Raw genomic sequence first — 24,734 nt, forward strand, 5'->3', positions numbered from 1 at the left:
AAATCGACAGCACCTTGCATAGCATGGCACGACGGACAGCAGAAAGAATTTGCGCCACATTGTGATCCCCCACGCGATTACACCCGGCGGCGCGTCGCGGTATCCATCCACACCGCCAGTAGCAGAATGGCGCCCTTGACGATGTACTGCCAAAAGGTCGGGACATCCATCATGCTCATGCCGTTATCCAGCGACGCCATGATAAATGCGCCGATGACCGCGCCCGCCACCGAACCAACGCCGCCCGCCAGGCTGGTGCCGCCAATCACGCAGGCGGCGATAGCATCCAGCTCGGCAATGTTGCCTGCCGAAGGCGAACCCGCGCCAAGGCGTGAGCTCAGGATCAGGCCCGCAATCGCCACCATCACGCCATTGATGGCGAAAACCGCCAGCTTGGTGCGGGCCACATTAATGCCGGAAAGGCGCGCGGCATCCAGGTTGCCACCGATGGCATAAATCCGGCGACCAAAGGCTGTGCGCGTCGCCATAAACATACCGCCGAGCAGCAGCAGCGCCAGCAGCAAGACCGGCGTTGGCACGCCGCGATAATCGTTGAGCAGCCAGATCGCGCCCAGTACCAGAATGGCGGTGACGACCTGCCGCACCAGCGCACCGCTGACGGAAGTTTGCGCCAGACCAAGCTGTTGGCGACGCAGGCGCAAGCGCCATTGCCAGAGGATAAACAGCGCCAAACCAGCAAAGCCGAAGCCAAATCCGATCCCGCCAGGCAGATAGCTTTGCCCAATCTGCGACATCGCCGAGCTGGTGGGCGCTACCGTGGTGCCATCGGTGATGCCGACCAGAATGCCGCGGAACGCCAGCATCCCCGCCAGCGTGACAATAAACGACGGAACTTTGCGATAGGCCACCCACCAGCCGTTCCAGGTGCCGAGCAGCAAGCCCATCACCAGGGTTACGACGATGGTGAGCGGCAGCGGCCAACCAAGCCAGACGTCAAAGATAGCTGCAGCACCGCCGAGCAACCCCATCATCGAACCCACCGAGAGATCGATCTCCGCAGAGATAATGACGAACACCATGCCGACCGCAAGAATGCCGGTGATGGCGGTCTGGCGCAGCAGGTTGGAAACATTACGTGCGCTGAGCCAGGCACCGTCGGTGGTCCAGGTGAAGAACAGGGCGATCAGCACAATCGCACCCAGCATCACCAGCACCTGCAGATTTGGCAGCGAGAATTTACCTGGCGCACCTTTACCCGGCGTAGTGAGGCCGCGTTGCGTACTTTCGGTCTTAAACATAGTGTTCACTCCGCAGGGCGGCTTCCATCACCTGCTCCTGAGTCAGGTTATCGTTAATCAGATCGGCTTTGATTTTGCCTTCATGCATCACCAAAACCCGATCGCTCAGGCCCAGCACTTCGGGCAGCTCAGACGAAATGACAATCACGGCAATCCCTTGCTGCACTAGCGAATTGATCAGCAGATAGATTTCCTGGCGCGCGCCCACATCAATGCCGCGCGTCGGCTCATCAAGAATTAAGATTTTTGGATTGAGCAGCAGGCATTTAGCGAGGATCGCTTTCTGTTGATTGCCGCCGCTCAGGCGACCAATCGGCAGTTCCGCCGACGAGGTTTTCACCCGCAGGCGCGCAATGGCCTGATTAATTGCCTTTTGTTCCTGCGCGTCATCCAGCAGCGAAAGTCGGGGGCTAAATTGGTCCAGCGCGGCCAGCGTGATGTTTTTGCCCACGCCCATTAGCGGCACGATGCCATCCTTTTTGCGATCTTCCGGCACCATCGCGATGCCGTGCGCGATGGCGGCGCGGCAGTCCTTGATACGGACTTTCTTGCCGTTGATATGAATATCGCCCTGCCAGCGTCCCGGCCAAACGCCAAACAGACACTGCACGGTTTCGGTTCGCCCGGCACCAACCAGCCCGGCAATGCCAAGAATTTCGCCGCGCTTCAGGCTAAAAGAGACGTTATCCACCCGGCGGATATGGCGGTTGATGGGATGCCACGCCGTGAGGTTCTCTACCTGCAACACGGTTTCGCCAATCTCGTGTGGGCTATGCGGATAGAGCGCCGTCAGCTCGCGTCCGACCATCATGGTGATGATGTCATCCTCACTTAACCCGGCGGCCGCGCGGGTCGCGATATGCTGACCATCGCGGATCACGCAGACGGTGTCCGAAATTGCTTTTACCTCGTTGAGTTTGTGCGAAATGTAGATGCAGGCGATGCCATGTTCGCGCAGGTTTTTGATGATGCTTAGCAGCACCTCCGTTTCCTGTTCGGTGAGCGAAGAGGTCGGTTCGTCGAGGATCAGCAGGCGCACCTGTTTATTCAAGGCGCGTGCAATCTCCACCAGCTGTTGCTGGCCTAATCCCAGCTCGCCGACGCGCGTATCCGGCGATACCTGCAGCTTGACCCGCTCCAGCAGCTGCTGGCAACGCAACGTCATGGTTTCGTCATCCACCATGCCGAAACGTCCCAGCTCTGCGCCGAGGAAAATGTTCTCCATCACCGTCAGCTGCCGCACCAGCGCCAGCTCTTGATGGATGATAACGATCCCTTTGCGTTCGGTATCACGGATGGTCTGCGCCTGAATCTCGTCGCCCGCAAAATGGATACTGCCTTCAAAGTCACCGTGCGGATACAGCCCGCACAGGATCTTCATCAGGGTCGATTTCCCCGAGCCGTTTTCGCCGCACAGCGACATCACTTCACCGGCTTCCAGCTGCAGGCTCACGTCATCCAGAGCTTTCACCGCGCCGAAACGCTTGGTGATATGGTTCATTTCCAGCAACATCGGCCTCTCTCCTTTACGGGCTCGCGCCTCAGAGTTCGCTCTGCTTGTGGAAGCCGTCTTTGACTACCGTGCTTTCAATGTTGTCTTTGTTCACCGGAATAGGATTCAGCAGGCGAGATGGCACATCTTTCAGGCCATTATTCAGCTTGCTGTTGCTGGCGGGTTGTTTGTCGTCACCGAGTTCCACCGCGATTTTGGCTGCTTCAGTCGCCAGTTCGGTGATGGGTTTGTAAACCGTCATGGTTTGCGTGCCGTTCATAATGCGTTTGATGGCGGCGAGATCGGCATCCTGGCCGGAGATCGCGACTTTGCCGGAAAGTCCCTGCGCGCTTAATGCCTGAATCGCACCGCCTGCGGTGGCATCATTCGACGCCACAACGGCATCAATGTGGTTGCTGTTTGCGGTTAAGGCGTTCTCCATTATTTTCAGCGCATTTTCCGGCAGCCACGCATCAACCCACTGATCGCCGACCACTTTAATGCTGCCATTATCAATATAAGGTTTTAACACTTTCATCTGACCGGCACGGAACAGGCGTGCGTTATTATCCACCGGCGAGCCACCCATCAGGAAGTAATTACCTTTTGGTACTTGCTTCACAATACTTTCGGCCTGTAATTCGCCCACTTTCTCATTATCGAATGAGATATAAAAATCAATATCGGCGTTATTTATCATGCGGTCATACGCCAGCACTTTAATGCCTTCACGTTTCGCTTCCGCCACCACGTTACTTAAAACCTGGCCGTTATAAGGAATGATGACCAATACATCGACGCCGCGATTAATCATATTTTCAATTTGCGACATCTGCGTTTCTTCGTTGCCGTTGGCCGATTGCACAAACACTTTGGCGCCCAGGGATTCGGCTTGTTTAACAAAGATATCGCGATCTTTTTGCCAGCGTTCCAGACGTAAATCATCAATAGCCATACCGATTTTGACTTCTTTAGCGCTACCCGCGTGACTAAACAGGGCCAGAGCCGCGCAGGCGGCCAACAGTGATTTTTTCATGTTCATGGTATTAATCCTGTAGGTTGAGGCTGTTGTCGTTGTAAGGCTGATAACCAGGCCGATGAATTGTTGCCCTGAGTTTCAGATGACATCAATTACTGATTTTTATCCGGCTATTACGTTTTTTGGTTTATTTGCGATTTTATGAGCGCGATCGATATTTCAACGCTTTCAGAAAAAATGACGTGAGAGAGGCTGAATGAAAATAACGACATTATTTTGCGACCTGGCGCACAAATAATAATTATCTTACGTTGAGTGTTAAATATCGTAATTGAGCAGCAGTAAATTACATCATCACAATAACCGCTCAAAGCTGACCATTCGGGTCCTCATGCTAAGGAGCTAACTATGCACGCCTATTTCGACCAGCTTGATCGCGTTCGTTATGAAGGGAGTAATACCCGCAATCCTCTGGCGTTTCGTCATTACAACCCGGACGAGGTGATTCTCGGTAAAACCATGGCGGAGCATCTGCGCTTTGCAGCCTGTTACTGGCATACCTTCTGCTGGAACGGCGCGGATATGTTTGGCGTTGGCGCGTTTGATCGTCCGTGGCAGAAGCCGGGTGATGCGCTTGAGCTGGCGAAGCAAAAGGCCGATGTCGCCTTTGAGTTCTTCCATAAACTGAATGTGCCTTATTACTGCTTCCACGATGTGGATGTCTCACCGGAAGGCGATTCGCTGAAAAGCTATCGTGAAAACTTCGCGGTGATGACCGATAAATTACTGGAAAAACAGCAGGAAACCGGCGTGAAACTGCTGTGGGGAACCGCCAACTGCTTTACCCATCCGCGTTACGGTGCGGGTGCGGCGACCAATCCGGATCCGGAAATTTTTGCCTGGGCCGCCAGCCAGGTGTGCAGCGCCATGCAGGCCACGCAAACTCTGGGCGGCGAGAACTATGTGCTGTGGGGCGGGCGTGAAGGGTATGAAACCCTGCTGAATACCGACCTGCGTCAGGAGCGCGAGCAGATTGGCCGCTTTATGCAGATGGTGGTGGAGCACAAACATAAGATCGGTTTCCACGGCATGTTGCTGATTGAACCCAAGCCACAGGAGCCGACGAAACATCAGTATGACTATGATGTCGCGACAGTTTATGGCTTCCTGAAGCAGTTCGGGCTGGAGAAAGAGATCAAAGTGAATGTGGAAGCCAACCACGCGACGCTGGCGGGGCACTCATTCCATCATGAGATCGCAACGGCCATCGCGCTGGGCATTTTTGGCTCGGTGGATGCTAACCGTGGCGACATGCAGTGTGGCTGGGATACCGACCAGTTCCCGGTCAGCGTGGAAGAGAATGCGCTGGTGCTTTACGAAATCATCAAAGCGGGCGGATTCACCACCGGCGGCTTAAACTTTGATGCCAAAGTCCGCCGTCAGAGCACCGATAAATATGACCTATTCTACGGCCATATAGGCGCAATGGATACCATGGCGCTGGCGTTAAAAGTCGCGGCACGCATGGTGGCGGACGGCGAGCTGGATAAGCGTGTGGCGCAGCGCTACAGCGGCTGGAACGGCGAGTTCGGACAGCAGATCCTGAAGGGAGAATTTTCCCTTGCCGCTCTGGCGGAACAGGCGCAGCAACAGCAATTTAATCCACAGCATCGCAGTGGACGCCAGGAACAGCTGGAGAATCTGGTGAATCACTACTTGTTTGATTTTTAACTTTTCAGGAGCGCAGCATGGTTATCGGCATCGATTTAGGCACCTCCGGCGTGAAAGTGGCATTGCTGGATGCGCACGGCAAAGTGATTGCAGTGGAGAGTGCGCCGCTGGAGGTGTCGCGGCCGCAGCCGTTATGGAGCGAGCAAGATGCCGAAAGCTGGTGGCGGGCGACCGATCGTGCCATGCAGGCGCTGGCCCAGCAGCACGATCTCAGCGGCGTAAAGGCGATTGGCCTGAGCGGGCAGATGCACGGTGCCACCTTGCTGGATAGCGAGAGTCGGGTGCTGCGTCCGGCGATTTTATGGAATGACGGGCGTAGCGGCGAGCAGTGTCAGGAACTGGAGAAGCGCGTGCCGGATTCGCGTCGCATCACCGGCAACCTGATGATGCCTGGCTTTACCGCGCCTAAGCTGCTGTGGGTAAAACAGCATGAGCCGCAAGTTTTTGCTCAGGTAGCTAAAGTGCTGCTGCCAAAGGATTATCTGCGCTTGCGCATGAGCGGTGAGTTCGCCAGCGACATGTCGGACGCGGCGGGAACGATGTGGCTGGATGTGGCGCAGCGCGACTGGAGCGATGAGATGCTCAACGCCTGCGATTTGCAACGCAGCCAGATGCCGCAACTGTTTGAAGGCAATCAGATCACCGGCACCTTGTTGCCAGATGTCGCCGCGCGTTGGGGCATGCAAAGTGTGCCGCTGGTGGCGGGCGGTGGCGATAACGCGGCGGGCGCGGTGGGTGTCGGCATGGTTGAGCCGGGACAAGGCATGCTGTCGCTCGGCACGTCGGGCGTCTATTTCCTGGTGAGCGACGGCTATCTCAGCAATCCACAGCGTGCGGTGCACAGCTTTTGCCACGCGCTGCCGCAGCGCTGGCATCTGATGTCGGTGATTCTGAGCGCGGCTTCCTGCCTTGATTGGGCGGCGGCGCTGACCGGCTGCGCCGATGTGCCGCAACTGCTAAGTGAGGCGGAAACAGCGCGCAGCGATGTGCCGCCAGTGTGGTTCCTGCCCTATCTTTCTGGCGAGCGCACGCCGCATAACAATCCGCAGGCGCAGGGCGCGTTCTTTGGTTTAACGCATCAGCATGGCCGACCAGAACTGGCGCGCGCGGTGCTGGAAGGCGTGGGCTTCGCGCTGGCCGAAGGCATGGATGCGGTGCATGAGTGCGGTGTGCAGCCGAAAACCGTGATGCTGATTGGCGGCGGCGCACGAAGTGCGTACTGGCGTCAGATGCTGGCGGATATCAGCGGGCAAACGCTGGATTATTGTCACGGCGGCGAAGTCGGTCCGGCGCTGGGTGCGGCGCGGCTGGCGCAGCTGGCGGTTGATCCGGCGAGCGAATGGCCGTCTCTGGAACTGGCGCAGCGGCATCAACCGGATGCAACGCGGCATCAGGCATATCAGCCACAGCGCGAGGTGTTTGCGCGCTTGTATCAGCAGTTGCAGCCGTTGATGTCTTGATGTGGGAGGGTGATGGCTGGATTTGGCAGGGTGTTGGAGTTTTTATCGGGTATGATTGGGGTTTTGTGTTAAATGTAGTGGCCTGATTTGCCCTCACCCTAGCCCTCTCCCGCAAGCAGGAGAGGGAACCGATCGAGAGTATACGCACGATCAGCTCCCTCGCCCGTTTACGGGAGAGGGTTGGGGTGAGGGGGGAAAAACACACCAAACCCAACCGGAGCTCACCATGCCGCAGTCCGTCTTCTTCCTCGTGCTTCCCGGCGTGATGGCGCTGGATCTCACTGGCCCCGCTGAAACCCTGCAGCTGGCCGACGGCTACTTCATGCTGCACTACATCGGCCCGCAGCCGAGCGTGCTGTGCTCCACCGGCATGACCCTCGCCGACATCGCGCCCTTGCCCGCACAACTGCCGGATAACAGCCTGCTGGTGGTGCCGGGCGTACACGATTCGCGCGTCTGTTTCGACACCGAACCGGCCGCGAAAGCGCGTAACTGGCTGCGCCAGCAGCAGGCGGCGATTACCGATCAGCGCATCACGCTGGTGTGCATCTGTTCCGGCGCACTGCTCTCAGCGCAGGCGGGATTGCTGGATGGCATCCAATGCACCACGCATCATGATGTGTTACCGCGTCTGAAAGCGGCAGCGCCAGCGGCGTTGGTAAAAGATAACCGGGTTTTCGTCGAAGATGGCGGCATCTGGACCAGCGCGGGCATTACTGCGGGCATCGATCTGGCGCTGCATCTCATCAATCGGCTGTGCGGCGCGCCGCAGGCATTGAAAGTGGCGCGCGAAATGGTGGTGTGGTTCCGCCGCTCTGGCGACGATCCGCAACTGTCGCCGTGGCTGCGCTATCGCAATCACATGCATCCGGCGATTCATCGCGCGCAGGATGTGATGATTGCCCATCCCGAACATGATTGGTCGCTTACCGCGCTGGCCGAACGGGCGCACGTCAGCGAGCGTCATCTGACGCGCCTGTTCCGCCAGCATTTGGGCATCAGCGTGCGCGAATACCACGAACAGCTGCGCTTAGTGATTGCGCGGCAACGCCAGCAGCAGGGCGAAGCGGCGGAGAAAGCGGCGCTGGCCGCCGGATTCTCCTCGGCCCGCCAGCTGCGCCGCGCGCACCAGCGCTGGGACGATCAGCTCACCAGATGACGCTTATCCACGCGTTGTAATCCCATCGCCAGCAGCAGGCTACCGATCAGCGTCGTGCCCATCACCCACGGCAAATCGAGCCACGGGCGCGACATGTCGTCGTAGTGATGAGTACGCAGAAAGTGGATAAACAGCGCGTGAAAACCATAGATCGGCAGGGAATAGCGCGAGAGGGTGGCGAGCCCCGGCAGCGCGCGCTGATTCAGGGTGTTTTTGAACAGAATCAACAGGCTGATGGCGGCAATAAACACCAGCGGCCCGCAGTAGAGATACCAGGTATCGTTGAACGCGCCGTTGATTTTCAGCATCTGTTTGGTGCCGAGCGCAATGCCAATCACGCAGGCCACAAAGCCTAATCCCGCCAGCCAGCTGATGCTGCGCTTGTCGGTCTCCATACAGCCAATCGCGCGCCCGAGTAGCGCATACAGCAGGTAGTAAATGCTGTCGCCGCTGACATACAGATTCACCGGTAGCCAGTGGAACGGCCCCAGCGATTGGCTCACGGTATTCGGATTCGCCAGCACCGCCAGCACGATCACCAGTATCGCGACATAGCGCGGTGCCACGCTTTTCACCTGAATCAGCGGGGATAACAGGTAAATACCGATAATGGCGAAGAAGAACCACAGGTGATAGAACACCGGTCTTTGCAGCAGTTTGAGCAGCGATCGACCTTCGCTGATCGGCGTCAGCCAGGTGATATAGGCCAGCGCCACCGCGCTGTAGAACAGCAGGCACAGCACGATGCGCAGCAGATGCCGCCCTTGTGCGCTGCGTTCGCCGAAAAACAGATAGCCTGAAATCATAAAGAACAGCGGCACACAGACGCGTGACGCTGAGTTAAGCAGGTTCGCCACATCCCAGCTCAGGCCTGTCACCGCCATCGGCCCGGTGATGTACCAGGTTGTGGTGTGAATGACGATCACCATCAGGCAGGCAACCGCACGTAAGTTGTCGATCCAGTAAATTTTTTGCTGCATGGCACCCTCTTGCATTGGCTGCGAAGAAGGGTAGCCAGTGAGCAGCGCGCCAACAACCTTTAGCGTTGTAATTCAGATCACTCTGTTACCAGGTCGCCATAAATGGCGACCTGGTTAATCACGCACCAAAAACGTCTCGATCACCGCTTCGTCGGGTTCAACGCCGAGGCCCGGCTCGCTCGGCAGCCACGCATAACCGTCGGCGATGCGCACCGGATTCTTCGCCAGCGAGCGGCTGATTTCGCCCGGCTCGACGCAATACTCCATCACCAGCGCATTCTCAATCGCGCACAGGAAATGCAGCGAGGCGGCGGTATTAATGTCGGTGGTGAAGTTGTGGTTGCACACTTTGCGTCCACGGCTGTGCGCGTAGCTGGCGATCTCCATTGCCTGCGTAAAGCCGGTGCGCGTCAGGTCGATCTGCACGATATCGATGCCGCCTTCATCTATCAGGCGCTGGAAACCCGTTACCGAACACTCTTGCTCACCGGCGGCGATATGCTGCTGGCAGGCGGCGGAAACCTGGCCGTAACCCGCGTAGTTATCGGGATGCAGCGGCTCTTCAATCCAGAACAGATTGAGGTGTTCATAGCGCTGGCTGCGGCGAATGGTGGTTTTGGCATCCCACACGTGGCCGACATCCAGCATCAGATCCACATCGTCGCCCATCGCTTTACGCAGGGCGTCGAGATAGCGCAGATCCAGCGCTTCGTCAGTGCCAAACGGCTCCCAGCCAAACTTCACGCCGCTATGGCCGGTATCCATCGCATGCTGCGCGCGCGCGACCGTCTCTTCCACGCTGAACTGGAACATGTTGGAGGAGTAAACGCGCATTTTGTCGCGCATGGCGCCGCCCAGCAGTTCAACAATCGGCTTGCCGAGTGCTTTACCTTTGATGTCCCACAAGGCGATGTCGATGCCGGCCATCGCCTGTAGTACCGCGCCGCTGCGGCCGTAATAGAGTGTGGCTTTGTGCATCTTCTTCCATAAACGGCCGGTTTCCAGCGGGTTTTCGCCGATTAACAGCGACTTCAGGCCGGTGACCATGGTGTGCGAATAGGGCGCTTCGATGATGGCTTTGGTGACATACGGACTGCCATCCACTTCGCCCCAGCCGGTGATGCCGGCATCGGTGGTGATTTTGATCAGCAGCGCATCCTGAGAGCTGTCGGTGCGCTGCTCAATCACTGGCAGGCGCAGGTAAAACGCCTCAACGTTAATGATTTTCATGGTGTTTTCCCTGGTGTAAAGGCAAGCCGAAATTAGCCGAGAGCGGAACGGTGCTGTCGGCGCTGTGTTATCAGGGTTTCGTAATCCACGTCCAGCGCCTGAATGCGGATGTGGTTCTCAACCTCGTCGGTCATTTTGGCGATGTCGCCATCGGCAAAGACATTAATCAGCCGCTGATGCTCCTCAATGATGTCGCTCATCGATTTGCCCATGGTGGAGAGACCGAAAATCACCGTCAGCTGACGGGCAATCGACTCCCACAAATTGCTCAGCACCGGGTTGTGCGCGAAGCTGCACAGCGTGCGGTGGAAATCGGTATCGGCGGAGGCAAAACCGTAAACGTTATCGCTTTGCATCATCGCCTGCATCTGCGCCACGCCCTGATAGAGCTGATTAAGCTGCTCAGCGCTGTTGCGTCCGGCCTCAATTGCCCGGCGACAGGCCAGCGTCTCCAGCGGGATGCGCACATCGATAATCTGCTCCAGCCGCTGATGCGAAATCTCCATCAGGCGGATACCTTTATACGGCTCGCTGGTGACAATGCCCTGGCTCTCCAGAATGCGCAGCGCTTCGCGGATCGGCACGCGGCTCATGCCGAGTTTCGCCACCAGTTCGGGTTCTGCGATGCGATCGCCGGGCAGGATCAGGCCGCGCGAGGCGGCGCTGAGAATGGCATCCACGGCGTGATCGACCAGCGTGCGCGGACGCGCGCTATTCCAGCTGTTATCGGTGGCCGCGTCCTGCGCCAGCGGGGCGCTGTTTTTACGACGAGCGGTAGAGGATTTTCCTGCCATGTTATTTGTCCTGTTTAAACCTGACGGGTCACGAATTGACCGAAGCCGGGTTCAACCTGCATCTGGTCATCCTGGAATACCGTGACGCCACGAATCAATGTGCGCACCACTCTACCCTGACAGCGCATCCCTTCAAATGCGCTCCACTTGCCGAGTCCCTGAAAATTGGCGCCGCGCACCGTCCAGCTTTGGCTGGCGTCGTAGAACACCAAATCGGCGTCGAAGCCGGGCGCAATCGCCCCTTTTTTGCCCCACAGCTGGAAGGCTTTGGCCGGGCCGCTGGCGGTCATGCGCGCAAACTCGCTGAGCGCCACGCCACGTTCAATATGGGCCGCGCTGAAGAACATCGGGCTGAGGGTTTCCACGCCGGTCAGGCCCATGCCCGCCTCCCAGATGCTGGCTTCACCCGCCTGTTTTTGTGCGGGCGTGTACGGACAATGGTCAGAGGCGATCATGTCGATATCGCCGCGCAGCAGCACCTGCCACAGCGCATCCACCACCGGACGCGGGCGGATCGGTGGGCCGCAGCGCGCGTTGGGGCCGATGCGCACCAAATCGTCTTCGTCGAGCAGTAAATAGTGCGGACAGGTTTCGAAGCTGGCGCGTACGCGGGTTTTGGCAGCGACAATGGTTTCCGCCGCGCGCGCCGAGCTGACGTGCACGATATGGCAGCGCGCGCCGGTATCTTCGGCAATCGCTAACACGCGTCCCACCGCTTCGATCTCGGCGATTTCCGGCCCCGCCAGCGCATGAGCGCGCGCATCTTTGCGTCCGGCGCGGCGCTGTTCGCTGCCGGCACCGATCAAAATCTCGTGATTCTCAGCGTGCACGCCAATCAGCCCGTCGAACGTGGCCAACTCGCGCATGGCGCGCAGCAGGCCGTCATCGTCGAGACGCGGCAAACCTTTCTCGTCGGTGGCGTCGCCGTTGGGTGCGCCGCTGCACAGGAAGGCTTTGAAGGCCAGCGCACCGGCCTGATCCAGCGCCGCCAGTTCATGCACGTTATCTCCGTCTAACCCAGCCCACAGGGCGTAATCCACCGAGCAGTTGTCTGCCAGCCAGCTTTTCTTAGCGCTGAAGTTAGCCAGCGATGTCGCCGGTGGCAGCGAATGCGGCATTTCGACGATGGTGGTGACGCCGTGCGCCGCCGCGCCGTGCGTGCCTTCACGCAGCTCCTGTTCGGGAAAATCGTGCGAGCCGGTGAAATGGGTATGCACGTCAATCGCGCCGGGCACGATGATCAAGCCACGTGCATCGATCACCTCGTCAACGCCGTGCGTGATGGCGCCAGGCGATAACACGCCACTGATCTTGCCGTTTTCGATCAGCAGATCGGCCAGTTCAGCGCGGGTTTCTGTCACCACCAAACCATTAATAATCAGCTGTTTCATCATTCTGCTCCTGCCTGCGTCACCAGCGCCGCGTACGGCACCGGCTGTGAAGAGTCGAGCCAGCCGATAGCAGTTAACAGCTGGCTGAAATGCGCAAACTCAGCGCGCGGAATCACGCAATCTGGCGCAAAGACACCGGCCTGTTGATAGGCCGCGAGGCCGCGCACCAGCGCCTCGCGCGGATAATCGGGGTAAAACGCCTGCACCTGTTGCGCCAGCGCAGTGGCGTCATGGTTGGCGATCCACGTCAGCGCCTGGGCAATGGCGCGGGAGAAGGCGGCGAAAGCGGTGGCTTTCTCCTGCAATACATCGGTGCGGGCGATGTAGGCGCTCCAGGGTACGTGGCCGCACACGCTGGCGAGGCTGCTGATGTTGTGGAGTTGTCCGGCGGCGATGGCGGGCGCCAGCATATGCATGGCGTGCAGCGCATAATCGGCTGCACCTTGGGCCACGGCGGTGAAATCCCGCGCCTGATCGCCGCTGCCAGCGATCAGCTCAACGTCATCCTGCAAACCGTGACGCGCCAGCAGCCAGCGGAACGTCAGCGTGGCGGTGCCGACATTACCGACATCCAGCACACGTTTGCCGCGCAGATCGCTGAGCTGAAAATCGGGCTGCGCCTGCGCCGCCGCAAGAAACCACGGATTGGCCGCCACCGAGGCGCAGAAACACTGCAACTCTGCACCGTGCTGCTGAAAATGCTTCATCACCACCATCGGGCCGCCCAGCGTGAGATCGGCGTCGCGATTCAGCACTGCGGGAACCTGGCCGCCTTGTACCGTATGCCCGCCTGATTCACTGGTGGTGAAGATTACCTGCAGCTGCTGTGCGGCGAACAGGCCGAGGCTGTGCGCCAGATAGTGCGCGCAGTAATAGATGCGGGATTCGCTGGCATCGCCTTGGTTGAAAATCAGTGTCTGCATCAGTAGCGCTCCTCGGTGATAAAGCTACCGTTCAGCGCCGCCATATCGCTGACGCCGCACCAATGACTAATGGCCGTAACTTCATTGATCCAGCCGGAAAGCAGATCGAACACCGCGCTCTCGCCACCGGCGACTAAAGCACTGATGATCGGGCGCACGCTGAGCGACAGCGACGCGCCAAGACAGCGCGCCACCACCGCATCGCTGCCGCAGCGTACGCCGCCATCCAGCAGCAGCGGCAATCGCGTCACCGCCTGCAAATCGGGCAGCTGATCGACCGGCGTAGCCCAGCGCGCGCTCTGGCGCAGGCCGATGTTTGAGGCAATCACTCCGCTGACGCCGTGCTGCGCGGCCTGCGCCGCATCGTCATGATGCAGAACGCCTTTCAGCCACAGTGGAAGCTGGCGATCGGCGCAGTGTGCTGCCACCTCATCAATCTCCTGCCAGCGCCACACCGGGAAAGCGGGCAGCGGCGCAACACCCGGCTGCGTGCCGCCGATGGTGTGCCAGCCGCGCTGTTTCAGGGCGTCGCCGATAGAGAAGCCGCCGGGCTGTAACCCGGCCACCGGATGCACCGGCGCCAGCACCGTGAGCACGATATTTTTAAATCCGGCCTGCGCGGCCTGGTCGATCAAAGCGTTGATGCGGCCGACATCGCCCGCCGCACGCAGTTGCAGCCAGCAGCGGTCGTATTCGGCACCAATCTGCTCCAGCGGCGTGACGCTCTCTTCGGAGATCACCAGCGGCAGTTGCAGACGTTTGCAGGCGCGCGCAATCGGCAGCACCCCTTCTTCGTGAAAAATTCGGTCACCGGCAAACGCGCCGACGCCAATCGGCGCGGACCAGTTTTGCTGGTGCAGGGAAATCTGCGTGTCGATGCTTTCATTGCCCTGCAGCACGCGCGGTAACAGACGAAAGCGGCGTAGCGCCTGCTGATTGGCATCGGATTCATTACCCAGCGCATCGGCCGGTTGGCCCTGCATATAGCGGAACAGCGCATCGCCGAGGCGCTCGCGTGCCGTGAGTTCAAAGCGCGTTGGCATGTGGCGCCTCCGCAGCATTTTCATGTTCAAGGAAGGTGGCAAACGCCGGCGTTTGCGGATTTTGCAGAATCGTCGGCGGGCCTTCTTCAATCAGCGCGCCGTCCTGCAGGAACACCACGCGATCGGCCACGCCCGCCGCAAACGCGATGTCGTGGGTGCTGATGATCATGGTGATGCCGGTCTGCGCCAGACTGCGCATGGTTTGGTTCACTTCGCGCACCAGTTCGGGATCGAGCGCGGAAGTCGGTTCATCAAACAGCAGGATTTGCGGTTCTGCCGCCAGCGCGCGCGCAATGCCGACGCGCTGTTTCTGTCCGCCAGAGAGTTCGTGCGGCAGCGAGGCGGCGAAATCACCGAGTCCTACCATTTTCAACGCGCGCATCGCTTTGCCGCGCGCGATTTCCGGCTGTGCGCCCTGCACGCGCAGCAGAATGCTCATCACGTTTTCCAGCGCGGTAAGATGATCAAACAACGCGAAGTGCTGGAACACGATGCCAATGCCCGACTTAGCGCGGTTCACCGGCAGATGTCGCTGCGCCAGCGCGCGACCGTTTTCGTCGCTGCCCATGAAGTGGCCTTCAGTCTGAATGGTGCCGCTGCTGCGTGGCGTCAGCGCCAGAATCGATTTCAGCAGCGTACTTTTGCCCGAACCGGAGCGACCAAGCAGCACCACCACTTCGCCGCGACGGACGGTTAACGACAGCGATTTCAGTACCGCTTTACCGGCGTAGTCGACGCACAGCTGATTCACTTCCAGCACCGGCGCAGCGGTTTGCGTATCCCAGCGCCGTTTTGGTAGCTGCATCGGCATCACGTCTGCTTCCGGCGGCAGTTTCGCCAGGCGCGCGCGTGCCCGTCGCGCACGTTCATCAAGGTTGTAGAACTTCTCCAGCCACCACTGACCGCCCGCCAGCAGCGTGGAAAGAATCAGGTAGATGCCGCCCGACGCGACCAGCACCGGAATAAACAGGAAGTTTTGCGACACAATCGCCTGGCCGCGCATCGTCAGCTCATTGACGCCCACCACCGAAGCCAGCGAGGTGGATTTCAGCAGCCCGACGGTTTCATTGCCCATGGTGGGCAGAATGGCGCGCAGCGCCTGCGGGATCACCACGTGAATCATCTCTTTGCTGCGCGAATAACCGAACGCCTGCGCCGCCATGCTTTGATCGCGATCGGTCGCCATAATGCCGCCGCGAATGATTTCGGCGCAGAAGGCGGTTTCGTTGATCATCAGGGCGATAAGCGCGCTGGTGAACGGGCTCAAACGCAGACCAAATTCCGGCAGCACGTTGTACAGCAAAATCAGCTGCAGCAGCACCGGCGTGCCGCGCAGCGTATAGATGTAGATTTTCACCGGCACGCGAATAAACCCGTGCTTTGAGCTGCTGGCTAACGCCAGGAAAAAGCCAATCACAATGCCGCCCGCCAGCGCGCCAATCAGCAGCTGCACGGCGATAACAGCGCCTTCCCACAAGTAGGGGAAAGTCAGGTACTTAAGAAAATCATCCAAGGCGTTATCCTCCTCAACGCCTCGGTTAAGTCACCGAGGCGGCTGAGTTTATGCATTAACCACGCGCAACCACTGGACGTTCGGCAGCGCTGCCCTGGCCCCAGTAATCCAGCAGTTTTTTCTGTGCGCCGCTCGCCTGAATCACCTTCATCGCGTCCAGCACCGCCGCGCGCAGCGTGGCGTTGTCTTTGGCGATCGGGAAGCCCACCATGATCGGCAGATCCACGGTGAAGCCGCTTTGCAGCGATTTGTCCGCTTTGGCGATGGCAACGGCGGAACCGGCTTCGGTCAGATAGACGTCCGCGCGACCGCTTTTCACCGCCTGAATGCTGTTGTCGGTGTTCTGCACCATCAACATGCTGACTTCGGGCTTACCGGCGGCGCTGCATTTAGCGCTTTGTTCCGGCACCAGTTTGTTGGCTTCGTACGAACCCGCTGCTGCGGCGACGGTTTTGCCGCACAGATCATCGACGCTGTTGATTTTCTTCGGGTTGCCCTGTGCCAGCACCGAACCATCCTGCACCTGCATCGAGGCGACGAAGGCGATCTGCTTCATGCGTTCTTCGGTGACGTACAGCATCGGACCGATATCCGCGCGTCCGCTGGCGATCGAGGTGAGCAGCACGTTGAACGAGCCACTTTGGTAACTGTGTTTCGCGCCGAGGCAGCTGCTGATGCGCTCGAACAGGGAAGGATCGAGACCTTCAATGATGCTGGGATCTTTTTCCGATGGCGCTTCAAAGCCTTTGGTGTAGCCGCCGAGGCCGACGACCAGATCTTTGCCTTTCAGCGAGGGATATTTGGTTTGCAGTGCTTTGCACTGCGCCATCGCCGCGAAGTCGCTGGCGGCAGGCGTGATGGGATCGGTGCTGGCTGCGTGGGCGCTGGAGATGCCCGCCAGTAAGCTGCCGCTGAGACCAGATATTAACAAAGCAGTGCGTGCAAATTTCATAATAAGGTTCCCCTGATGCTGGTGAATGAGAAAGCGATGACCTTGTGATTTATGAACGTCTTTGGTGCTTTTTTAGGTGGTCGCCATGAATGGCGACCTACGGAAATATCGGGGGTTAATAACCTCGTGCCGGATCAACCTGATTACGCAGCGGTTGTCCGTGGCGGAAGCGCGCCAGGTTATCGATAAACACGTCAAGGCAACCGGCGAGGTAGGCGCTGTGATCGTCGAGGCTGCAGTGCGGTGTCATCACCACGCCGGGTGTGTGCCACAGCGGGTCGTCGGCCGGTAGCGGCTCTTGCGGATAGACATCCAGCACCGCGCCGGCCAGTTCGCCTGCGTTGAGTTTTTCGCGCATCGCGCTGTAATCAAACACATCGGCGCGGCCAACAATCACGATACCAGCGCGTGCGGGCAGCAGATCGAGACGGCGGCGATCGAACAGATTGCGGGTTTGTGGCGTCAGCGGCAGCGTCGACACCACCACATCCACCTGCGGCAATACCTCGTCTAGCGCATCAATACGGATGCAGCGCGCCACGTTGGCATCGCACTGGCCGCTGCGCGTCACGCCAATCACGCGATAGCCTTGCGCCGTCAGCAGAGTTGCCGCCGCGGCGCCAATGCCACCAACCCCCAGCTGCAGCACAATTTTGCCGCGTGCGCAGCCGCCAAAAGTCGGACGCCACACACGCTGCGCCTGATCCTGCAGAAAACCGGGAATGCCGAAGTTGAACATCAGCGCCGCCATCAAAATGAACTCGGCACCTTTATCGCCGTGTACGCCAGAAGCATTGGTGAGCGTCACGCCTTGCGGCCAGTGCGCCAGCCACTGCTCAACGCCAGCGGACATCACCTGCACCCAACCCAGACGCGGCGTGCTGAACTGATCGAGCGCCAGCTTACGGCCGCTCCACAGAATGTCGCAGCGGGCGAGGAAGTCGGCGGTCTGCGCCGGATCGCTGTTTTCGCTCAGCGTGAAGTGGCTGCGCAACGGCGGATGCGCGTCGAGCTGCAGTTGCAGCTGCTCGACAGAGAGATGGAGTGCGCGCGGTGCGCTGGCGTCGTTCTCGATATGAATATGCATCAGCGCATCGCCGTCACTTCCATCTCGACCAGCAGGTCAGGATGGTTGAGTTGAATGCCCACGGTGGCGCGCGCCGGGAAGGGGAACCGGAAGAATTCACTGTAAGCGGCATTCATCGCGCTGAACGTGCTGAGATCGGTCAGGTAAACAGTGACGCGGACCACGTTGTCGAAGGTCATGTTCGCTTCGCTCAGCAGATCGCCGACGTTTTTCAACACCTGACGCGTCTGGCTGGCGATGTCGTTGCCCATAATCTCGCCGCTGTAGGGATCAATCGCCACCTGGCCGGAAATGAACAACATCGGTTCATGCAGCACGGCGGCGGAGAGCGGCGCAGGCCCCATTGGGCGGTCGCTGGCGTTCATGCCGGGATAACTCAACGCAATCTTCATGGTGAAATCTCAAGCAAACCTGTTTCACCGCAATTTCGTATACGATTATACGAGTGTCAACGCGTGATTTCTAACCATTGGGTCGAAATGGTGATGTTCATCACGTAATAGGATTAGCTGATATAATATTTAATATGTTGATTTTAATCTAATAATCCTAGTTTTTTTACGCTAGTCTTCGCTTGAATAGAATCGTATACGATTTTCTTATTCTTAAGGTTTCATTGTGTTCAACAACAAAAACAGAGGTCGATTTACATCAAATCGTTAATCACATACGGAATGTTTGTTCACACGCTACATGCTAAGATTTCGCGATTAGGCAGTTTGTTTGATGGTTGCTACAAAAGCTCGAAGTTGGATAAGAGGAATGGCAGTGATGATTATTAAAAATGTGAAATTATCAAATTTTAGGTGCTTTGAAGAACTTGAAGTTTCATTCCATTCAAAGCTAACCGTATTAGTTGCTGCTAATGGCGCAGGAAAAACTACAGTGCTTGATTCAGTTAGAATTGCATTGTGGCCATATGTGAAAGGCTTTGATCTCGGTAGTCAGGGGGGAAAGTCAGCAACGATTCAAATTGACGATGTACGCCTAAACAAAGAAAAAGAAAACATGGAGCCTATGACTCCAGCAGAAATTGAATCATCTGGTTATTGGTTCATGGAAAAAAATGTGCGCACATGGAAAACGGCAAGAGTTTCCGTTAAAAAAAATACTAAAGCACAAAGTGATAAAGGAACTAAGAGTCTCATCAGCCTTAGTGATAAAATTCAAAAAGATGTAAGGAATAATAAAGGTAATGATATTCATATATTACCAATAGTGTTGTATCTTGGTACGGGACGTTTATGGTATCAAGGTCGATATACATCAGAGGTTTCAATAAAAACGTTAAATAATGATGTTTTCTCAAGGTTTTGGGGTTATAGAAATTGCTTAACAGCAACATCAAATTATAAGCAATTTGAAGAGTGGTTTGGCTGGGTTTTTAGAAGTTATCGTGAGCTACAAATATCAAAGTTAGAGAGTTATGAAGTTGATGAAAGTAGTCTTGATAACTTTAGTTCTGCAATTAAAGTTGTCCAGGATTCAATAAATGAATTGACGTTTGAAGCTACTGGTTGGAAGGATTTGCAGTACCGTGCAAGCCAAGGGCAGCAATTAGTGATGTATCATCATGAAAATGGATATATGCCACTTGAATTATTGAGCGATGGCCTACGTAATGTCGTTTCGATGATTGCCGACATCGCCTTTAGGTGTATTAAATTAAATCCTAGCTTAGGGGAGCAGGCAGCACTTAAAACACCGGGTGTGGTATTAATTGATGAAGTAGATATGTTCTTACATCCAAGTTGGCAGCAACGTGTTATCCAAGCACTACAACGGGCTTTCCCTGAAGTTCAATTTATTGTTACAACGCATAGCCCTCAGGTTTTAACTACAGTACCAAGCGAATGCGTGAGAATATTAGATGGCGGAAAAGTTTTCGCTTCACCAGATGGAAATCAAGGTGCAGAATCATCCCGATTGCTGAAAAGTATCTTCAGTGTTGATCCTAGGCCTGCATCCGATCCAGTTTCTCAACTTCTTATGAAATATCTTAAAAAAATCTATCATGATAAGTGGGATGACGCAGATGTTAATGAAATTCGAATGCAATTAGACAAACATTTTGGTGGTGAAGAGCCAGCTTTGACCGCAGCTGACCTTTATATAGAAAATAGAAAATGGGAGATTTCTCTTGAAAAGGATTTATAAATCACTCACGCCTAATTCTTTAACAGCTTATGCACAACAGAACCCAACTGCAGATTGGGACAACGGATTTCGTTCATCAAATGGTGGTAATGATTACAAGGCTGTTCGTGCATTAATGGTTGATGAGCAAGGTGGACTTTGTGCTTATTGTGAAACAGAGATAAAAAATCTACCTGAACATCATAAACAAGTTGAACATTATCATGATAAATCACAAGGGATCGCTGCTAATGGGCATAATTGGGCACTTGATTGGAACAATGTTTTTGCTGTGTGCCCTGGTGGAAGCCGTATTGATGAAGAGGAAAAGAGAAATTATCCTTTACCCGATAATTTGAGTTGCGATGCACATAAAAACCATCTTAAATTAAAATCGAATGTATATGTTCCACCTGAAGGACGAGTGTTAAATCCTTTAGATATGGTCGCCTCACCTTGTTTATTTTCTCTGAATCGTGCCAACGGTGAATTGATGCCTAACGTGGAAAATTGTGCGCGTGTTGAAATTACATATAATATGCATGCCACTGTGCAAGAGTTGGTTGAACATACAATTAAAGTGTTCAATTTGAATTGCGCTAGACTGACCGCACAGCGAGTTCAGTATGTTTATGCACGTGAGCGTGCAGTAAAAGTTGCCAGAAATTTAAACAATCCTGCTGCATTGGATTCATTGGTCAGTCAATGGTTTTCAAACCGTTGGCCAGCATTTTTTACGACACGCAGGATTTTATTAGGGGAGCAAGCTGAGCGTTATTTATCTTCGATGCAATACGTTGGCTGATAATGACGATATTTAATTAGTGCATATTTCATAGATTACATCGGCGTTCCAACGCGGATTTCCGGCTGCACAATCCGCGGTCAAAGGGTATACTGGCGCACTCTTTTTTTAACCGATCCGTATCGCGTGCGAATTCAACATGCAAAAGTTTGATACCAAGACCTTTCAGGGCCTGATCCTGACCTTGCAGGATTACTGGGCGCGTCAAGGCTGCACCATTGTCCAACCGTTGGACATGGAAGTGGGCGCCGGCACCTCACACCCGATGACCTGTCTGCGTGCCTTAGGCCCAGAGCCGATGGCGACCGCTTACGTGCAGCCATCTCGTCGTCCAACCGATGGACGTTACGGTGAAAACCCGAACCGTTTACAGCACTATTACCAGTTCCAGGTGGTGATTAAGCCCAACCCGGACAACCTTCAGGAGCTGTACCTTGGGTCGCTGAAAGAGCTGGGTATGGATCCCACCATCCACGACATTCGCTTTGTCGAAGACAACTGGGAAAACCCAACGCTGGGCGCGTGGGGACTCGGTTGGGAAGTGTGGCTGAACGGCATGGAAGTGACGCAGTTCACTTACTTCCAGCAGGTTGGCGGCCTCGAGTGTAAGCCAGTAACCGGCGAGATCACCTACGGCTTAGAGCGCCTGGCGATGTACATTCAGGGCGTAGACAGCGTTTACGATCTGGTGTGGAGCGACGGTCCGTTCGGTAAAACCACCTACGGCGAAGTGTTCCATCAGAACGAAGTGGAGCAGTCGACCTATAACTTTGAATACGCTGACGTTGACTTCCTTTTCACCTGCTTCGAGCAGTATGAGAAAGAAGCGCAGCAGCTGCTGGCGCTGGAAAAACCGCTGCCGCTGCCGGCTTACGAGCGCATTCTGAAAGCGGCGCACAGCTTTAACCTGCTGGATGCCCGCAAAGCGATTTCGGTTACCGAACGCCAGCGTTATATCCTGCGTATCCGCACCCTGACGAAAGCCGTGGCGGAAGCCTATTATGCGTCCCGTGAGGCGCTTGGCTTCCCGATGTGCAATAAAAACAAGTAAGAGGCAGCCATGACCGATAAAACTTTCCTGGTGGAAATTGGCACCGAAGAGTTGCCTCCGAAAGCGCTGCGCAGTCTGGCGGAAGCCTTTGCTGCGCATTTCACTGCTGAACTTGATAGCGCCGGTCTGGCGCACGGCGAAGTGAGCTGGTTTGCTGCTCCGCGCCGTCTGGCGCTGAAAGTGGCCCAGCTGGCTGCCGCGCAGCCGGATCGCGAAGTTGAAAAACGTGGCCCGGCTATCGCCGCCGCGTTTGATGCCGATGGCAACGCCACCAAAGCGGCCGAAGGTTGGGCGCGTGGTAACGGCATCACCGTGGCGCAGGCTGAACGTCTGAGCACGGATAAAGGTGAATGGCTGGTGCATCGCGCAGCCATCACCGGCGAAAGCGCGCAGGCGCTGCTGCCCGCTATGGTGGCTACCGCGCTGAGCAAGCTGCCAATTCCTAAGCTGATGCGCTGGGGCGCGAGCGACGTGCAGTTTGTGCGTCCGGTGCACACCGTTACGCTGCTGCTCGGCGATGAGCTGATTCCCGCGAAGATTCTCGGTATTGAGTCCGATCGCGTGATTCGCGGTCATCGCTTTATGGGCGAGCCAGAATTCACCATCGACAACGCCGATCAGTATCCGCAGCTGCTGCTGGAGCGCGGTAAAGTGGTGGCGGATTACGCCGCGCGTAAAGCCAAAATCAAGGCGGATGCGGAAGCGGCAGCGCAGAAAATTGGCGGCATCGCCGATTTGAGCGAAAGCCTGCTGGAAGAAGTAACCTCGCTGGTGGAGTGGCCGGTGGTGCTGACGGCGAAATTCGAAGAGAAGTTCCTCGCGGTGCCAGCTGAAGCGCTGGTTTACACCATGAAAGGTGACCAGAAGTACTTCCCGGTGTACGACGCGGCGGGCAAGCTGCTGCCGAATTTCATCTTCGTCACCAACATCGAATCCAAAGATCCACAGCAGATCATCGCCGGTAACGAGAAGGTGGTGCGCCCGCGTCTGGCGGATGCCGAGTTCTTCTTCAACACCGACCGCAAAAAGCGTCTGGAAGATAATCTGCCGCGTCTGGAAACCGTACTGTTCCAGAAAGAGCTGGGTACGCTGCGTGATAAAACCGATCGCATTCAGGCGCTGGCTGGCTGGATTGCCGCGCAGATTGGCGCTGATGTGAACCACGCTACCCGCGCGGGCTTGCTGTCGAAATGTGACCTGATGACCAACATGGTCTTCGAGTTCACCGACACCCAGGGCGTGATGGGCATGCACTACGCGCGCCACGATGGCGAAGCGGAAGATGTGGCGGTGGCGCTGAATGAGCAGTATCAGCCGCGCTTTGCCGGTGACGATCTGCCGTCAAATCCTGTGGCCTGCGCCGTGGCGATTGCCGACAAAATGGACACCCTCGCGGGTATCTTCGGTATCGGTCAGCATCCGAAAGGCGACAAAGATCCGTTCGCACTGCGCCGTGCTGCGCTGGGCGTGCTGCGTATCATCGTGGAGAAAAATCTGCCGCTCGATCTGCAAACGCTGACCGAAGAAGCGGTGCGTTTGTACGGCAGCAAGCTGAGCAACGCCAAAGTGGTCGATGAAGTGATCGACTTTATGCTGGGCCGTTTCCGTACCTGGTATCAGGAAGAGGGCCACAGCGTTGACACCATTCAGGCGGTGCTGGCGCGTCGTCCAACCCGTCCGGCTGATTTCGATGCGCGCATGAAGGCGGTTTCGCACTTCCGTACGCTGGAAGCGGCCGCCACGCTGGCTGCTGCCAACAAACGTGTGTCGAACATCCTGGCGAAATCGACCGAAACCCTGAACGACAGCGTGCAGGCTTCCCTGCTGAAAGAGAACGAAGAGATCCAACTGGCGACCTTCGTGACCGCGCTGGGCGACAAGCTGCAGCCGTACTTTGCAGAAGGTCGCTATCAGGATGCGCTGGTTGAACTGGCGCAGCTGCGCGAAGCGGTAGATAACTTCTTCGATAAAGTGATGGTGAACGCTGACGATCAGGCGGTGCGTATTAACCGTCTGACGCTGCTGGCACAGCTGCGCCAGCTGTTCCTGCAGGTGGCGGATATTTCACTGCTGCAGTAATTGGCGTGGTCGCCATGAATGGCGATGCTACAAAATAAAGGGGACGAGAGATCGTCCCTTTTTTGTTTTCAAAACTCGGCGCTAACGTCCTGCGAGTGGTGCAAGATACGCCCGATGAAAATTTCATCCACTTCAGCGCGGTAGATCACAATATGCTGTTCGAAAGGCAGCGAATAGATCTGCTGACCTAAATCCGGTCGTTTACGACCTAAATCAAACATGGCGAGTTTGTCGAAGAGCTGAGCGAATCTGGCGCTATAGTCATCAGCTAACTGCTCTCCATAATTCCAGTAGCCATAAATCCAGATCTTCATTAGATCTGCATCAGCTTCCGGTTTTATCGTGATGGTCCTTTTCATAAATGCCTACCCTGGCTTTTGCTCGTCTTAGAAAATCTTCATGATCCCACTCTTTTCCCGGGCCGCTTTCAAAGCCCTCTCTGACCAACTCTCTGAGCTTTTCCAGCTTTGATTCCGCCTGCTTCTCACGCAGCAAGCGCAGCGAGTCTCGCACCACTTCGCTTTGCGTACGGTAGTCGCCGGATTCAACCAGAGATTCAACAAACTCGCGCAGTTCATCGCCTAAATCGATCGTCATGGTACGTGCCATCATCGTCATCCCGTGTAAGAGTATTTCTTACATTCTGGCACTTTTTTGCGCAACAGGGAAT

Annotated in this window: 22 protein-coding genes; 7 read left to right on the plus strand and 15 right to left on the minus strand. The window is 56.4% G+C overall.

From position 1 onward, the window contains the following. Positions 1–77: 77 nt before the first annotated feature. Genes xylH through xylF form a run of 3 tightly spaced genes read right to left on the minus strand, consistent with a single transcriptional unit; the run spans position 78 to position 3,793 of the window. The gene (gene xylH / locus P6287_RS00240) at positions 78–1,259 is read right to left on the minus strand and encodes a xylose ABC transporter permease XylH (protein ID WP_277974323.1); all 1,182 of its coding nucleotides are present in this window, start codon (positions 1,257–1,259) and stop codon (positions 78–80) included. Next, a complete protein-coding gene (locus P6287_RS00245; protein ID WP_277974324.1) occupies positions 1,252–2,772 on the minus strand; it encodes a xylose ABC transporter ATP-binding protein in 1,521 nt (506 codons plus the stop codon). The genes xylH and P6287_RS00245 overlap by 8 nt, the downstream gene beginning before the upstream one ends. 28 nt (positions 2,773–2,800) lie before the next feature. Continuing rightward, positions 2,801–3,793 (minus strand): D-xylose ABC transporter substrate-binding protein, encoded by a 993-nt coding sequence (gene xylF / locus P6287_RS00250; protein ID WP_101763858.1) that lies wholly within the window; start codon positions 3,791–3,793, stop codon positions 2,801–2,803. A gap of 345 nt (positions 3,794–4,138) precedes the next feature. Here xylF and xylA point away from each other — a divergent pair, with 345 nt between their 5' ends. The 3 genes from xylA (at position 4,139) to P6287_RS00265 (ending at position 8,080) form a co-directional block, all read left to right on the plus strand. Continuing rightward, the gene (gene xylA, locus P6287_RS00255; protein WP_061719300.1) at positions 4,139–5,461 is read left to right on the plus strand and encodes a xylose isomerase; all 1,323 of its coding nucleotides are present in this window, start codon (positions 4,139–4,141) and stop codon (positions 5,459–5,461) included. A gap of 17 nt (positions 5,462–5,478) precedes the next feature. Next, the gene (gene xylB / locus P6287_RS00260) at positions 5,479–6,921 is read left to right on the plus strand and encodes a xylulokinase (protein ID WP_277974325.1); all 1,443 of its coding nucleotides are present in this window, start codon (positions 5,479–5,481) and stop codon (positions 6,919–6,921) included. A 226-nt stretch (positions 6,922–7,147) separates the two neighbouring features. Further along, positions 7,148–8,080 carry a helix-turn-helix domain-containing protein gene (locus P6287_RS00265; RefSeq protein ID WP_277974326.1) on the plus strand — a complete coding sequence of 311 codons (933 nt, stop codon included), beginning with the start codon at positions 7,148–7,150 and terminating at the stop codon, positions 8,078–8,080. Here the strand turns inward: P6287_RS00265 and P6287_RS00270 are convergent. From P6287_RS00270 to P6287_RS00315, 10 genes are all read right to left on the minus strand, one after another. Then, positions 8,065–9,060, minus strand: a complete 996-nt coding sequence (locus tag P6287_RS00270) for an acyltransferase (RefSeq protein WP_192414326.1) — start codon at positions 9,058–9,060, stop codon at positions 8,065–8,067. The two genes, P6287_RS00265 and P6287_RS00270, sit on opposite strands and share 16 nt — an antisense overlap. Before the next feature lie 114 nt (positions 9,061–9,174). Beyond that, positions 9,175–10,290, minus strand: a complete 1,116-nt coding sequence (locus tag P6287_RS00275) for a mandelate racemase/muconate lactonizing enzyme family protein (protein ID WP_101763852.1) — start codon at positions 10,288–10,290, stop codon at positions 9,175–9,177. Between the two features lie 32 nt (positions 10,291–10,322). Then, positions 10,323–11,084, minus strand: a complete 762-nt coding sequence (locus P6287_RS00280; RefSeq protein WP_210081047.1) for a GntR family transcriptional regulator — start codon at positions 11,082–11,084, stop codon at positions 10,323–10,325. 14 nt (positions 11,085–11,098) lie between these two features. Continuing rightward, positions 11,099–12,475, minus strand: a complete 1,377-nt coding sequence (locus tag P6287_RS00285) for an amidohydrolase family protein (protein ID WP_277974954.1) — start codon at positions 12,473–12,475, stop codon at positions 11,099–11,101. Beyond that, positions 12,475–13,398, minus strand: a complete 924-nt coding sequence (locus tag P6287_RS00290; RefSeq protein ID WP_222234998.1) for an ABC transporter substrate-binding protein — start codon at positions 13,396–13,398, stop codon at positions 12,475–12,477. The genes P6287_RS00285 and P6287_RS00290 overlap by 1 nt, the downstream gene beginning before the upstream one ends. After that, a complete protein-coding gene (locus tag P6287_RS00295) occupies positions 13,398–14,441 on the minus strand; it encodes an alpha-hydroxy acid oxidase (RefSeq protein WP_277974327.1) in 1,044 nt (347 codons plus the stop codon). Before P6287_RS00295 ends, P6287_RS00290 begins: the two co-directional genes overlap by 1 nt. Beyond that, positions 14,425–15,954 carry an amino acid ABC transporter permease/ATP-binding protein gene (locus P6287_RS00300; RefSeq protein WP_110867864.1) on the minus strand — a complete coding sequence of 510 codons (1,530 nt, stop codon included), beginning with the start codon at positions 15,952–15,954 and terminating at the stop codon, positions 14,425–14,427. Before P6287_RS00300 ends, P6287_RS00295 begins: the two co-directional genes overlap by 17 nt. 55 nt (positions 15,955–16,009) lie before the next feature. Next, positions 16,010–16,906 (minus strand): transporter substrate-binding domain-containing protein, encoded by an 897-nt coding sequence (locus tag P6287_RS00305; RefSeq protein WP_101763846.1) that lies wholly within the window; start codon positions 16,904–16,906, stop codon positions 16,010–16,012. Positions 16,907–17,021: 115 nt separating this feature from the next. Continuing rightward, the gene (locus P6287_RS00310; RefSeq protein WP_277974328.1) at positions 17,022–17,993 is read right to left on the minus strand and encodes a D-2-hydroxyacid dehydrogenase; all 972 of its coding nucleotides are present in this window, start codon (positions 17,991–17,993) and stop codon (positions 17,022–17,024) included. Beyond that, on the minus strand, positions 17,993–18,385 hold the full coding sequence (locus P6287_RS00315; RefSeq protein ID WP_101763844.1) for a RidA family protein: 393 nt from the start codon (positions 18,383–18,385) through the stop codon (positions 17,993–17,995). Before P6287_RS00315 ends, P6287_RS00310 begins: the two co-directional genes overlap by 1 nt. 379 nt (positions 18,386–18,764) lie before the next feature. On the opposite strand from P6287_RS00315, the gene P6287_RS00320 reads away from it, so the two are divergent. The 4 genes from P6287_RS00320 (at position 18,765) to glyS (ending at position 24,064) form a co-directional block, all read left to right on the plus strand. Continuing rightward, positions 18,765–20,150, plus strand: coding sequence for an AAA family ATPase (locus tag P6287_RS00320; protein WP_277974955.1), 1,386 nt, complete (start codon positions 18,765–18,767; stop codon positions 20,148–20,150). Then, positions 20,134–20,934, plus strand: a complete 801-nt coding sequence (locus P6287_RS00325) for a hypothetical protein (RefSeq protein ID WP_277974329.1) — start codon at positions 20,134–20,136, stop codon at positions 20,932–20,934. The genes P6287_RS00320 and P6287_RS00325 overlap by 17 nt, the downstream gene beginning before the upstream one ends. A gap of 139 nt (positions 20,935–21,073) precedes the next feature. Further along, positions 21,074–21,985: a glycine--tRNA ligase subunit alpha gene (glyQ, locus tag P6287_RS00330; protein WP_008105242.1), complete on the plus strand. Its 912-nt coding sequence runs from the start codon at positions 21,074–21,076 to the stop codon at positions 21,983–21,985. Between the two features lie 9 nt (positions 21,986–21,994). Further along, complete coding sequence (gene glyS / locus P6287_RS00335; RefSeq protein ID WP_110867868.1) at positions 21,995–24,064, plus strand: glycine--tRNA ligase subunit beta; 2,070 nt, start codon at positions 21,995–21,997, stop codon at positions 24,062–24,064. A gap of 68 nt (positions 24,065–24,132) precedes the next feature. Here the strand turns inward: glyS and P6287_RS00340 are convergent, their stop codons facing one another. Next, entirely contained in the window at positions 24,133–24,378 is a 246-nt protein-coding gene (locus P6287_RS00340; RefSeq protein WP_233501802.1) for a type II toxin-antitoxin system RelE/ParE family toxin, read from the minus strand. 10 nt (positions 24,379–24,388) lie between these two features. Continuing rightward, positions 24,389–24,673, minus strand: a complete 285-nt coding sequence (locus tag P6287_RS00345) for a type II toxin-antitoxin system ParD family antitoxin (protein ID WP_061719305.1) — start codon at positions 24,671–24,673, stop codon at positions 24,389–24,391. Positions 24,674–24,734: the final 61 nt, after the last annotated feature.

The organism is Pantoea sp. X85 (assembly GCF_029623675.1).
Taxonomy (GTDB): Bacteria; Pseudomonadota; Gammaproteobacteria; order Enterobacterales; family Enterobacteriaceae; genus Pantoea; species Pantoea leporis.

Excerpts from the sequence above, each read along its gene's own strand:
- xylH (WP_277974323.1), bottom strand. The coding sequence starts at position 1,259 with ATGTTTAAGACCGAAAGTACGCAACGCGGCCTCACTACGCCGGGTAAA.
- P6287_RS00245 (WP_277974324.1), bottom strand. The coding sequence starts at position 2,772 with ATGTTGCTGGAAATGAACCATATCACCAAGCGTTTCGGCGCGGTGAAA.
- xylF (WP_101763858.1), bottom strand. The coding sequence starts at position 3,793 with ATGAACATGAAAAAATCACTGTTGGCCGCCTGCGCGGCTCTGGCCCTG.
- xylA (WP_061719300.1), top strand. The coding sequence starts at position 4,139 with ATGCACGCCTATTTCGACCAGCTTGATCGCGTTCGTTATGAAGGGAGT.
- xylB (WP_277974325.1), top strand. The coding sequence starts at position 5,479 with ATGGTTATCGGCATCGATTTAGGCACCTCCGGCGTGAAAGTGGCATTG.
- P6287_RS00265 (WP_277974326.1), top strand. The coding sequence starts at position 7,148 with ATGCCGCAGTCCGTCTTCTTCCTCGTGCTTCCCGGCGTGATGGCGCTG.
- P6287_RS00270 (WP_192414326.1), bottom strand. The coding sequence starts at position 9,060 with ATGCAGCAAAAAATTTACTGGATCGACAACTTACGTGCGGTTGCCTGC.
- P6287_RS00275 (WP_101763852.1), bottom strand. The coding sequence starts at position 10,290 with ATGAAAATCATTAACGTTGAGGCGTTTTACCTGCGCCTGCCAGTGATT.
- P6287_RS00280 (WP_210081047.1), bottom strand. The coding sequence starts at position 11,084 with ATGGCAGGAAAATCCTCTACCGCTCGTCGTAAAAACAGCGCCCCGCTG.
- P6287_RS00285 (WP_277974954.1), bottom strand. The coding sequence starts at position 12,475 with ATGAAACAGCTGATTATTAATGGTTTGGTGGTGACAGAAACCCGCGCT.
- P6287_RS00290 (WP_222234998.1), bottom strand. The coding sequence starts at position 13,398 with ATGCAGACACTGATTTTCAACCAAGGCGATGCCAGCGAATCCCGCATC.
- P6287_RS00295 (WP_277974327.1), bottom strand. The coding sequence starts at position 14,441 with ATGCCAACGCGCTTTGAACTCACGGCACGCGAGCGCCTCGGCGATGCG.
- P6287_RS00305 (WP_101763846.1), bottom strand. The coding sequence starts at position 16,906 with ATGAAATTTGCACGCACTGCTTTGTTAATATCTGGTCTCAGCGGCAGC.
- P6287_RS00310 (WP_277974328.1), bottom strand. The coding sequence starts at position 17,993 with ATGCATATTCATATCGAGAACGACGCCAGCGCACCGCGCGCACTCCAT.
- P6287_RS00315 (WP_101763844.1), bottom strand. The coding sequence starts at position 18,385 with ATGAAGATTGCGTTGAGTTATCCCGGCATGAACGCCAGCGACCGCCCA.
- P6287_RS00320 (WP_277974955.1), top strand. The coding sequence starts at position 18,765 with ATGATTATTAAAAATGTGAAATTATCAAATTTTAGGTGCTTTGAAGAA.
- glyQ (WP_008105242.1), top strand. The coding sequence starts at position 21,074 with ATGCAAAAGTTTGATACCAAGACCTTTCAGGGCCTGATCCTGACCTTG.
- glyS (WP_110867868.1), top strand. The coding sequence starts at position 21,995 with ATGACCGATAAAACTTTCCTGGTGGAAATTGGCACCGAAGAGTTGCCT.
- P6287_RS00340 (WP_233501802.1), bottom strand. The coding sequence starts at position 24,378 with ATGAAGATCTGGATTTATGGCTACTGGAATTATGGAGAGCAGTTAGCT.
- P6287_RS00345 (WP_061719305.1), bottom strand. The coding sequence starts at position 24,673 with ATGGCACGTACCATGACGATCGATTTAGGCGATGAACTGCGCGAGTTT.